The following is an 11198-nucleotide window of genomic DNA, read 5'->3' on the forward strand; positions in this document are numbered from 1 at the left end:
CGCTCATTTTCATGAATATATACGCAAAGAGCAGTTTGGCCAATCAAGAACTACAATATTTAGTCAACCTCAACGTCTGCTCATAGCTGTATTTCAGTTTAGTAACTGGCTGATATGCTATTTAAATCAACGTCGCTCGGTAATTAGACCGACATAATCCCTTTGTAATCAAAATACTACATGCATAAAACTATTTCACCTTAGTATCACTGCTGTAATAGTTGTAAGCTTCGGAAATGTTGGCTTTAATTTTTTCTACATTAATTATTTCATTCGCAATATTAACTAGTTTTTGCTTATCTTCACTATATACTTGTTTTAAAAGATTTAACTTTCTCCCTTCAAGTAATTTATATTCTGGAAAGTCATTAATTTCTTTATTTTTGATAACTAGCTTTAAGCTTTTTTCATTAATGGCTAAATCATATCTGTCTAATAACCTATGGATATCAGCACGCAAGAGTAAGCCGTTATTGATACAGAAACTCTCTTCTACTTTTGATTTAGAATGAGGAATAATATGAGCGGCCTCTAATGCCCCCTCTGGACAGAACCCTGTTATTGAACATTTAAGTCCATAAATTTCAATTAGCTTCTCTCTGAACTGACGTTGACTTTTTGCATCTCGAATTTTTTGAAATACGTGTTTATCTTCCTTACTTTTAATATCATTTACTTCAACGATTGGGTAGATTTCTGTCTTTTCAGGTAGCGGTAAAGGAAGTCTATTTTTTAAATCACCAAAAGACTTTACTTGCGAGATATATTGCGCAACTTCACCCGAAATCAATGCAGATTTATTGAGTGGTAAAGTAGGATGTTCATGACCAAAATGGCTCTCGGGCCAAAGCTTTGATTTTGTAGTTTTTGTACCAGCCACATAAAGTTCAGGCTGCTTAATCTTTTTTTCATAATTTAGAGTAAATAACGCGTGTCCACTGCTTCCTTTAAAACTTCCAAAGCCAATACGGTTATCGTTTCTATACCAAATGTCCAGAGGTCCGAATACTTGTGTTAAATTAATTAACAATGACTCTACATAAGTGAGTTTTACAAGACCTCTTATTTTTAACTCTTTACATAAATGGTCATATAAAGCTTTAGCGATATCCTCTAACTTTTGTTCATAATCCTTACCGGCTTTTATAATATGACCTGCCATAATATTCTTCCTTCAAATATAAGCTTATAATTTAATTCTAAATACATATCATAGTATTAAGAATGGAGGGTAACCTTTCCATTTTTTACTGGAGGCTATCTGTAGAATTTTCGTTGTTTAATATTCATTACGGGAGAAGAATCACCCATTACACTTCTTGTTACGTGTTTATAGTGTGGGGTAAGACAGCTTTTCATTGTGGACTTCTGCATCATCTTCCCAAATTAGCCGAACAACGTGCTTTCGTTTCGTTTGCATATGAACAGCTGCAATAAGCTCAACGGACTGATGTCTTTCAAAGCTTTCCATCGGAAACTTGTCAGAGATTTCCAAATCAATAACCACATCATTTCCTTCGGGAAATTCAATTCTGACATTTCTGGCTGTAGCAGAACCTTTATTCCAAATCTTGAGCCTATATTTACTACTTCCCAGCTTAATAAATGATGCTCCGAGATCGGCACTTTTCTCTTTAACCGCAACTTCATTTTCTTTTTCTAAAAGAAGGTTGTTTAGTTTCTCTTGGCTTTCGACAAAAGATTTTTGCTTTTTGTTAAAACTAACTGTTTGCCAAGTTGCGTAGCCAGATAACAGAAATGCTAACCCGGCTATCACATCGCCCGCGTCAATAGTTACCGGCATCATTTGAACCTTATATTTTTGCTACCAGAAAATGCTTTCTTCAGAGACTTACGAAGTTCTTCAGCAACGTCTTTAACTACCTCTTCTTTCATCTCTGAAAGATGCTCTTCAATATTTTCGCTATTTTCTTGGATTAGCTCGTCTTTATTAAACTCTCGCTCACATGACGCGCAAGTCATAATTTGTGTTGTTTCATCAGACCCTTCTTCATAAGAAAAGTCTGAACAGCCGCATGTAGGGCAAAGCAAGTTTACACTTCTGTCGTATTTTTCAGGATTCATCCTACCTCTCCGTCATGTAGGGAGCACGTAACAGCTTATTGAACATCATTGTGGGAGTTCATAACACATCAAAACGGCGTATATTACATACCCTGATAATTTCACCAATAATTACCATTGTAAACAAGTAATTAAAAGAGCTAGGAATTAAGCATGTTATTTTGCCACAAAACGGCGTTTAATAATGTTATTGGTCAAAACTAAGCTTCTACTCAAAAAAGCAGTAAAAATTTAACTTTTTCAGTGTCCGGTTATCGCCATAAACGCCCATCAGCTGCCGTTATGAGCAATCCATTAAAACGCTAAGCTCAAACCTCAGCCTCTACACATCACGTTTTAACATTTTTTAAGTAATGCTCCACGCCTATATTTGCTGAATCAACGGCACCGGCAACATAGCCCGGAAATTGCACCGACCATTCACTGCCAATACCTACTAAATTTTGATGCCAAGGGCCATTTTGCGCGGTTATGTTAGGAGCAGGCGCATGCGTATTTGCTGCGTGTGTATCTAAATGTGTTGCAGTGAGAGGGTCTTGTGCCCAATCTTTAATGATGTCGGCTTTTGGTGTGGCGGCTTGTGCGCCAAAAAGCCTGACTAATTGCGCTCGACAATGTGTGATTAAATCTTCATTACTAATGCGTTTTCGATCATCGGCGGGTATGCCAATAAAGCCAAATAATGCGGCTTGACCTTCTGGGTTTGATGCATCGTGTATTTCTGCCATTGGCCCAACACTGCTGCGTGCGCTTCCCGAGAGCGTTTGCTTGCGCCAAAATGGCGTATCGTACACAGCAATATACTTAGCGTGTGGTGCCATCCAGGTTGCGGTATTTTGCCACTGCGTTACTAAATTGCTTGGCAATGCGGGGATAAACGTTATTTGGCTTACGGCTAAGCGTGGCGGCAGCGCAAGCATTACATGATCCACATTTACCTGATTATTTACTTGGTTATTTGCTGTGTTTGAGGTGCTAAAGCTAACTTCAATATTACCGTTTTGGTTGGTAATTGTGTTTACCAAAGCGCCGGTAATTATTTGTTTGTTGCTAAGCTTTGCATGTAAGGCCTTAATGAGAGTGCCCATACCCCCTTTTAATCGCATAGAGGTAGGAGAATGCGTATAACCGCGCATCGCTGTGGGCGGCTGCGTATGTGAGCGCTCTACTAACGTATTGCCTTGCTCGTACTGGGCAAATGCTTCTAGGTTTAGGGTTTTAATAATCGCATTTAATTGCGGCTGAAACTCTGGCCAAAACCACGTTGGGCCAAGGTCAAAGCTATTTTCTGTAGCTTGCGAAAGGCTTGTAAAGTCCATAATACGCCCACCTAATTGGGCTCTGGCTTCAAGCAATATGTAATCGGTAATGTCTTGTTCTTCTAACAGGTAAGCTGCATACAAGCCGCTTAGCCCACCGCCTATAATCGCAATTTTTGTACGCATTATTTAGCCTCCACAGCCTATATTGTTAAAATTACCTACTTTAAGATAAATTTTAGCGCTGTTATTTCCCGCTGATATTAACGCTTTATTATTGCTTGGCAGCCTAAGCCAGCTTCCTTTTGAATATTCTACCTCGTTATGTACTACGCTGCCGCTCAGTACAAATAACTCTAAGGCATTATGTGCATTTACATTATCAAATAGGGGCTGCTGCGGAGCTAACTTTACCAGTTTAGTTACTTCGTTATCATCTTTATAAAGCGGGCATATAGTGCGGTTGTTTTGTGTTATCCACGTAGCGGGATCGTCTGTATTTATGCGCACTGGGGCGGTTTCTTTTACGCACATTTGCCACAGTTTTACAAAAATTGTTGCGCCACTTTTACTCTTAGGTGCATGTGAAGACCCTGGCGGGTTCCGTAAATAAAAGCCTTGTGGGTAGTCGCCCGACTCATCTGAAAAGGTGCCCGAAAGTACCATAATTTCTTCTCCACCTGGGTGAGCATGACTTGGAAAAGTAGACTCAGGCGCGTAGCGTACTACGCTTGTTGCTCTGGCTTTTTCTGCGCCTATTCTGTCGAGCATTACCCGCTCAACACCCGCCTGAGGCGATGTTTGCCAACTATATTGACTTGCCAGCATTGAAGCTTGTTGTGAAAAATCTGAATTGACTCGCATTTATCCAACCTAAATTAAACAAGAGCAATAATGTATGTTATTGCTCTATAAATTTACGCTCATTAAGCGCTTTAAAATTACGTATTAATTACGACCAGCCATTACACCGCCGTCAACATCCCATACTGCACCCGTTACCCAAGCGGCTTTGTCGCTGAGTAAAAACGCAATGGTATTGGCGACATCTTCGCTTGTACCTACACGGCCAATTGGGTGGAAACTGTTAAAGCCTTGTAGGGCATCGTTTACTTGTGCTTTAGGAATAAAACCTTCGTAAATTGGCGTGTGTACAACCGCTGGCGATACTGCATTAACGCGAATGTTGTGCGCGGCTAATTCCATTGCTAAATGTTGAGTTAGCGCATGTAAACCTGCTTTAGCCATTGAATATGCCGACGATGGTGTAGCAGCGATAGCTTGCTTACCCCACATAGAACCCACATTTACAATGGCGCCTGCGCGTTTTGCTGCCACTAAATTAGCGGCTACTTTTTGAGTAATAAAAAACAAGGCGCGGTTAATTTGCATGTACTGATCGTAATCAGCCGCTTCGTGCTCTAAAAATGGTTTAGGGAAAAACACACCGGCGGCGTTTACCAGTAAATCGACATCTGCGTGGTCTTGTGAAAGTGTGTTAATTAAGTTTTGCACGCCTTCATCGCTGGTTAAATCAGCGGTTAACACCTCAACAGTGCCTAAAGCTGATAGTTGCTCTTTTGCTGCTTGGGCTTTTTCTTTACGATGCCCAACAATGACAGCTTGGCCGCCTTGCTCTAAAATTAATCGAGCCGTTTCAAAACCCATGCCGCTAGTACCACCAATAACGAGTAATTTTTTACCTGAAAATTGCTTAGTCATGATTATTTCTCCAAGCGCCACTATGCGCTGTATTTGTTATATAAATAAAAAGTATTGAGTTGCCTAATAACAAGTAACTTGCTGTTTGGCTTGGGAGGTATTTTTTACTTATTTACTTGCTTTAACAAACGAGATAATCTGAACCATCAATAAAGAAAAAGTTTATCGTATGAAATCACCTATACATCTCAATGCATTAAAAGCGTTTGAAGCCAGCGCAAGGCACCAAAGTTTTTCAGCAGCAGCTGATGAGCTAAACGTAACGCCTGCTGCAGTTGGGCAGCTGGTAAAAACATTGGAAGAGTGGCTCGATACGCCGCTGTTTCATAGAATGAGCTCGGGTAAAACACGGCTAATAACCACCGAAACCGCGCAAAGTGCCCTGCCATTAATACGCGAAGGGTTTGATAAACTTGCCCAAGGGCTAGACATTTTAAAAGACAACGCAATAAGCGGCGCGTTAACAGTTGCAGTAAGCCCTGCATTTGCTGCTAAATGGTTATTACCTAGGTTGCATCGCTTTCAAGAAATATGTACGCAAACCAATGTAAATTTAAATACTAATTTAAAGCCAGTGGATTTTGCTGAGCAGCGTATAGATGTAGGCATACGCTTTGGCGTAGGCAATTGGCAAGGCTTGAGCGCAGAAAAATTAATGGATGAAGAGGTATACCCGGTATGCTCACCTAAGTTTTTAGAAGACTCAAACCGCTTAAATACCATTGATAAACTATTGAACGAAACCTTAATACACGATCAGTCAATGGATGACCATACTGGTTTTCCATCTTGGTCGGCGTGGTTAAAAAAAGCCGGAGTAACAGGGCCTTTAACCACTAAAAGCATTCAAATAAATAACTCCGCGGCTGTATTGCAGTCAGCTATTGACGGCCACGGCGTAGCTTTAGCGCGCAGTGTAATGGCTAAAGATGACCTAGCCGCAGGGCGGTTAGTCAGGTTATTCCCTAATATTTATTTTGAATCGCCTTTGGCGTATTACGTTATTTATCGCCCCGAATGTGCTGAGCTGCCAAGAATACAGGCATTTAAAGAATGGCTGTTTAAAGAGGTAGAAAACTCGCATGCTAAAAGAGATTAAAACTCAGCAGTATTTTTATAAAATACAACCAGTAAAGAAAATATTTACCATGGTAAAAGATAATCTCTGTGGTTAACTACGTTCACTCCCCGTAAGCTTTTGCTCCAAGTTAGCCACTTTAATGACTAAAGTGGCGTTTAATTAGGAGTGAAAATTATGTCACAAGTAAGAGTAACGCCATGGCAAGATGGCGAGCAAGCCCCAGCCGAATTACTAGCCGAAATGCAAGGTCGTCGTCCAAACGGTGAACTAATAGGCATAGATAGAGTGCTACTAAAAAGCTTTCCTTTAGCTAAAGGCTGGAACGAGTTGCTAGGGCGAGTTAGAGCAAACTTTGGCTTATCGCTTGAGTACCGCGAACTTATTATGCTGCGTGTAGCGGTATTAAACAAAGCCGATTTTGAATGGAATGTGCACTACCCTGCATACATACAAGCTGGCGGTACCGATGAAAAAGCAACTGCACTTAAAAGCGTGGTAGTAAATGCTGAATTATTCTCTGAGCAGGAGCTGGCTCTGCTTGAACTTACTGAGCAATCAACCACTAAAGTAAATGTTGATGGCGGCGTTATTGAGCGTTTAAAAGCGCTATTTGGCGAAACGCAAACTGTAGAAGCGGTAGCAACTGTGGCTGCTTATAACATGGTATCGCGCTTTTTAGTGGCGTTAGACATTTAAATACCTCAACCATAACAATCTTTTTAGCTCCTTGAATACTTTTAGGAAAGTGAACCCATGCCAAAATTAAACGCTATAGACTCAGATATGTTTGAGCCGAGCGATCCTCAAGTTCAAACCTCTAACTTATGGCGTTTAATGTTAGCGCAGGCACTGTCTGGGGCTAATAGCGTTGTGCTGTATGCAACGGGTGCGGTTGTGGGGAGCTTATTGGCTCCTACTGCACTTTTAGCTACATTACCTGTTTCTATTTTTGTTTTAGGTATGGCTTTGTGTGTTTTACCCGCCGGTGAATTAGCACGAAAATATGGCCGGCGTGCAGCATTTATGGCAGGAACTGGCGCTGGTGTTTTAACCGGACTATTAGCGGCTATTGCGTTGTATATAGACAGCTTTTGGCTGTACTGTTTATCTGCGCTGTTGGGCGGCGCTTATGCGGCAGTGGCCTTGTCATTTCGGTTTGCTGCAACCGATGGTGTGCCCGAAAATAAACGCCCGCAAGCACTTTCTATGGTAATGGCAGGGGGCGTGGCTGCAGGTATTAATGGCTCGCAGTTAGTCACGCATACCATGCACCTTTGGCCAGGCAAAATGTTTGCTGCCACATTTATAGCGCAAGCCATTGTTGCGGCTCTAGCTGGTGTTATTTTGTTTGGAGTTAAATTAGCTAAGCCTTTAGCAAATCAAGCATATTCAGGAAGGTCATTGAGCACAATTGCCCTGCAACCACGTTTTATAAGCGCGGTTATTTGTGGTGCAGCATCATATATGGTGATGAATTTTTTGATGACCTCGGCCCCTTTGGCAATGCATATGCACGGGCATAGTCAAGAGTCAGCCAATTTAGGAATGCAGTGGCATGTTATTGCTATGTATGCACCTAGCTTTTTTACCGGCAAACTCATTGCACGTTTTGGTGCTGCTCGTATTTCTATTTTTGGTATTATTTTAACCGCAATATCAGCAGCTATAGGATTTTTAGGTGAAGGTGTATATCACTTTTATGCGCTGTTAATTTTGTTGGGCATAGGTTGGAACTTTGGCTTTTTAGGGGCATCAGCGTTGGTGCTAGAAACTCATAAGCCAGAAGAGAAAAACCGCGCTCAATCGTTTAGTGATTTTATTGTGTTTGGCTTAATGGCTGTGGGCTCTTTTTCATCGGGTGGGTTATTAAGTGCTTACGGTTGGAACACCGTTTTATGGGCATCGTTTGTGCCTTTATTACTGGCTGTTATTGTTTTGATATTAACCAAAAAATACCAAGCCAATTTTAGCGAGCAAGCCTAAACACAAATAATCTAAACACACGCCATTAACCGCCCTACAAGCTGCTTATATTAGCAAGCTAAAGTAGCCTTACTTTTAATTTTTGTAGCGAGGCTGTTTTATATGAAATACAACGCGGCCTAAAATATTCCCTTGCTTGATTAAACCAAGCTCTTTTGTACTTGTACTACTGACGTGGTCGCCGCTTAATAGATAGGTATTATGCAGCCCTATATGGCAAATACGTTTAATGATGCGTCCATATTTTGGGTGCTCTACCAGTACTACATCACCTAGTTTGTAGTTTATATTTGGCCAGCACATGCTCAGTACATAATCTAAATCAAAAAAAGTAGGAGACATACTCTGCCCCCTTACTTTGCTTATGTTGCACTTTAACACAACGTGAGAGCTAGGCGCTTTTTAGGTCTGGGTAGACCGCGTGCTCGCTTGGCGGGTATGGGCTTTTTGCTTGATAGGTTGCAATGCCTTTGGTTTGCCAAAACGAGTCTGCAAATTGATTTACTAGCGCGAGTAATTGCTCAGCGTGTTCGCGCTCTATATGTTGTTTACACTTTGATGCAGTGAGCATAATTGAATGCACTAATGCATGCGTATCTGGAAACTGATCAAACTGAGGCTGTTTAAAGTAGTCGCCCCAAATTACGCGTACTTCTTCTTTTACTTTAGCTGCATGAATTTCTTTTTCGCGCACTAACCGTGCAAGTTGTGCAGTATTTGCCACTGATAGCGGTTGTTCTAATTCGTTAATAATATCTATAAATCGTATTACGCTTAATGCTGCAATTTGCGCTGTGCTTGGGTCGTATATTTTGCAGGGAATATCGCAATGCGCTGCTGCACTTTTAAATTTTAATAGTTTATCTAGGCTGTTAATAAATGAGTAAAGCATGCTGCATTTCCTTATGATTTATTGCGCTTGGCGCGTTTGTAAAACGAAAACGAAAAAGCGGCGACTACGGCTATAATGGCGCCATAAAATAGTAGGTGTAAGTACGCAGCAGACCAATGCGCGTGGTCATGACCTTCGTGGGCAAAAAGCGGTAGGCTCACCATGGCTATAAAAATAACGAATAAGTTTTTCAATTGTTTATCTCCTTTAATTAAGTCTCTGTGTTGCAAACGATACGGGTGTAAATGAATGCGTTTTAACAAACACCATAAGCTCACTGCGGTTTTTACTTAGCCCCCACAATAAAGCCGATAAGTCGTTGTGCTTATGGCTATTGCTAAGCTGTTTTTCTAGGCGCTGTTGGGCTTGTTTTAATAAACTGTAGGCTGAGCCGCATTGCGTTTGCTGCGCTAGTAATGTTGCTAAATTATGATGGGCGACCAACATGGCACATACAGCGGCCTTATTTGTTGGGTGTGCGCTTAACAAGTTATTAGATAACGACAAAGCAACATGGTAGTGGCTTTTAGCACTTTTAATATTGCCATTGTTAAAGCATTCGTTACCTGCTTTTGTATAGCTTTGCCACTGTTGGTACTCGCTTAAATTGCGCATATATTAGTGCTCTGTAAGGTATTGTGGGTGTTGTAATGCGAGCTTTTTAAGCTGTGCAATACACGAAAAAACAAAATCACTGAGTTTGTCGTCACAATAATAAAGGTCGTATAGCAGGTTAATTGATTGCGCTAAAGCGTTATGGGATGCGTGTTTTTCGCCTAAAAAATACAGCGTGGCATACAGGCGCTCTGTAAGTGAGGTTATTTGTACAAGCTGCGTTTTATCGGCGTAATTATGCATTTGTGTTAGCAGCGTAACGCCTTCTAGCGCACTACCTAAATGCGGTAATGCCTGTGCAAACTGATACTGCTTAAATAATGTCTCGCCACTTAATTGTGCGGTTTCAATATCTATAAGTGCTTGTTCAGGTTGGCATAAAACATGTTGTTTATGTCTAGCGCACAGAAATGGCAAAGCCATAATATGTTCCTCATTTATTTACTTGCTAAAACTGTAAAGCAGAAATACAAATAGATCAAATGATAATTGTTTTTATTTTCATTGGTGGGTTTTTGTGTTTTATTGAGGTGGCTTAAAGTGTATTATAAATATATGATATTGATTGTTATTTGTATTAACGGGATGTGTAAAGTGTGTATGAAAAAGTCTATGTTAGCTTTGGCGTTAATGACAGGTTTGAGTGGTTGTAGTACAACAGCTGTACAGCCTGATAACAGCTCATCGTTATATTTTTCAGCACTTTACAATGCACAATCAAAGCCTGTTAGTTCTGTATTATTAGAGCCAACTCTTTTAAATGCCGATGTGATTTTAGTGGGTGAGTGGCATACACACCCAGGTGTGCATTTATTTCAGGCGGAGTTATTTGAGCAATTAAGTAAAGGTAATAAGCGCACTGCCCTTTCGCTTGAGCAATTTAGCCGCGCCGATAAGCATACTTTAAACCAGTACGTTAAGGGAGAAATTGGCGAGCAATATTTAATTGATAACACGCAAGCGTGGCCTAATTATAAAAGCGATTATCGGGCGCTTATAGAGCTGGCTAAAGCGAACAATAGCGATGTAATAGCCGCCAATGCGCCTAAAAATATTGTTACCTGTATTGGCAGGCAAGGGATAAGTTACCTAAATAAACTTGATGAAACACAGCGCACTTATATTGCCAGCACAATTGATACTTCACCAAGCGATTATAAACAACGCTTTATGACCTCAATGCACCACGGCTCGCCCAGTCAAAACGAAAACTATTATGCTGCGCAAGTTACCTGGGATGAAACCATGGCTGAGTCTATTGTTAACTATGTGGTCGCACATAAAAATACGCAGGTAATGCATATTGCGGGCGATTTTCATGTAAAAAATGGCGAAGGTATAGCGCGTGTTATCAAGCGTTTAGCGCCAGAGTTAAATGTTGTTTGGATATCGCCAGTAACAAGTGTGCAAGCTAATCAAACAGGGTTTCAGTTGCAGGTTAACGCGTTGCCACCCCGTTATGTACAAAAAGAACATCAACAAGCAGCTTTTAAAGCTTTAGCTAAACGAGGCAAAAAAACACAGTGCCAATAATAGGTTGTCACTGTGTTTGTGTAATACA

General features: G+C 40.8%; 15 protein-coding genes. 4 read left to right on the plus strand and 11 right to left on the minus strand.

Features of this window, described 5'->3' with window-relative positions; all coding sequences use genetic code 11:
* Window positions 1-190: 190 nt before the first annotated feature.
* From PESP_RS17170 to PESP_RS17195, 6 genes are all read right to left on the minus strand, one after another.
* Window positions 191-1162 carry an HNH endonuclease signature motif containing protein gene (locus PESP_RS17170; protein WP_089349254.1) on the minus strand — a complete coding sequence of 324 codons (972 nt, stop codon included), beginning with the start codon at window positions 1160-1162 and terminating at the stop codon, window positions 191-193.
* 168 nt (window positions 1163-1330) lie between these two features.
* Window positions 1331-1807: a hypothetical protein gene (locus PESP_RS17175; protein ID WP_245852289.1), complete on the minus strand. Its 477-nt coding sequence runs from the start codon at window positions 1805-1807 to the stop codon at window positions 1331-1333.
* Entirely contained in the window at window positions 1804-2085 is a 282-nt protein-coding gene (locus PESP_RS20650) for an ECs_2282 family putative zinc-binding protein (protein ID WP_089349256.1), read from the minus strand. The genes PESP_RS17175 and PESP_RS20650 overlap by 4 nt, the downstream gene beginning before the upstream one ends.
* Before the next feature lie 329 nt (window positions 2086-2414).
* Window positions 2415-3530, minus strand: coding sequence for a flavin monoamine oxidase family protein (locus tag PESP_RS17185; RefSeq protein WP_089349257.1), 1116 nt, complete (start codon window positions 3528-3530; stop codon window positions 2415-2417).
* Window positions 3531-3533: 3 nt separating this feature from the next.
* On the minus strand, window positions 3534-4208 hold the full coding sequence (locus PESP_RS17190; protein ID WP_089349258.1) for a cupin domain-containing protein: 675 nt from the start codon (window positions 4206-4208) through the stop codon (window positions 3534-3536).
* 84 nt (window positions 4209-4292) lie between these two features.
* Window positions 4293-5066 (minus strand): SDR family NAD(P)-dependent oxidoreductase, encoded by a 774-nt coding sequence (locus tag PESP_RS17195; protein ID WP_089349259.1) that lies wholly within the window; start codon window positions 5064-5066, stop codon window positions 4293-4295.
* 169 nt (window positions 5067-5235) lie between these two features.
* On the opposite strand from PESP_RS17195, the gene gcvA reads away from it, so the two are divergent.
* From gcvA to PESP_RS17210, 3 genes are all read left to right on the plus strand, one after another.
* Window positions 5236-6165, plus strand: coding sequence for a transcriptional regulator GcvA (gene gcvA / locus PESP_RS17200; protein WP_089349260.1), 930 nt, complete (start codon window positions 5236-5238; stop codon window positions 6163-6165).
* A gap of 156 nt (window positions 6166-6321) precedes the next feature.
* Window positions 6322-6843, plus strand: a complete 522-nt coding sequence (locus tag PESP_RS17205) for a carboxymuconolactone decarboxylase family protein (RefSeq protein WP_089349261.1) — start codon at window positions 6322-6324, stop codon at window positions 6841-6843.
* Between the two features lie 57 nt (window positions 6844-6900).
* Window positions 6901-8130 (plus strand): MFS transporter, encoded by a 1230-nt coding sequence (locus PESP_RS17210; protein ID WP_089349262.1) that lies wholly within the window; start codon window positions 6901-6903, stop codon window positions 8128-8130.
* 75 nt (window positions 8131-8205) lie between these two features.
* On the opposite strand, the gene PESP_RS17215 is transcribed toward PESP_RS17210, so the two are convergent.
* From PESP_RS17215 to PESP_RS17235, 5 genes are read right to left on the minus strand one after another with little or no spacing between them, the layout of a single operon-like run.
* A complete protein-coding gene (locus PESP_RS17215) occupies window positions 8206-8472 on the minus strand; it encodes a S24/S26 family peptidase (protein ID WP_089349263.1) in 267 nt (88 codons plus the stop codon).
* 49 nt (window positions 8473-8521) lie between these two features.
* Window positions 8522-9022, minus strand: a complete 501-nt coding sequence (gene sodN / locus PESP_RS17220) for a superoxide dismutase, Ni (RefSeq protein WP_089349264.1) — start codon at window positions 9020-9022, stop codon at window positions 8522-8524.
* A gap of 11 nt (window positions 9023-9033) precedes the next feature.
* Window positions 9034-9216 carry a hypothetical protein gene (locus tag PESP_RS17225; protein ID WP_089349265.1) on the minus strand — a complete coding sequence of 61 codons (183 nt, stop codon included), beginning with the start codon at window positions 9214-9216 and terminating at the stop codon, window positions 9034-9036.
* 13 nt (window positions 9217-9229) lie between these two features.
* Window positions 9230-9637 (minus strand): hypothetical protein, encoded by a 408-nt coding sequence (locus PESP_RS17230; RefSeq protein WP_089349266.1) that lies wholly within the window; start codon window positions 9635-9637, stop codon window positions 9230-9232.
* A gap of 3 nt (window positions 9638-9640) precedes the next feature.
* The gene (locus PESP_RS17235) at window positions 9641-10060 is read right to left on the minus strand and encodes a hypothetical protein (protein WP_089349267.1); all 420 of its coding nucleotides are present in this window, start codon (window positions 10058-10060) and stop codon (window positions 9641-9643) included.
* 177 nt (window positions 10061-10237) lie between these two features.
* On the opposite strand from PESP_RS17235, the gene PESP_RS17240 reads away from it, so the two are divergent.
* On the plus strand, window positions 10238-11170 hold the full coding sequence (locus PESP_RS17240; RefSeq protein WP_089349268.1) for a ChaN family lipoprotein: 933 nt from the start codon (window positions 10238-10240) through the stop codon (window positions 11168-11170).
* The last annotated feature ends 28 nt before the right edge of the window (window positions 11171-11198 follow it).

It is taken from the genome of Pseudoalteromonas espejiana DSM 9414 (genome assembly GCF_002221525.1).
Lineage (GTDB): Bacteria > Pseudomonadota > Gammaproteobacteria > Enterobacterales > Alteromonadaceae > Pseudoalteromonas > Pseudoalteromonas espejiana.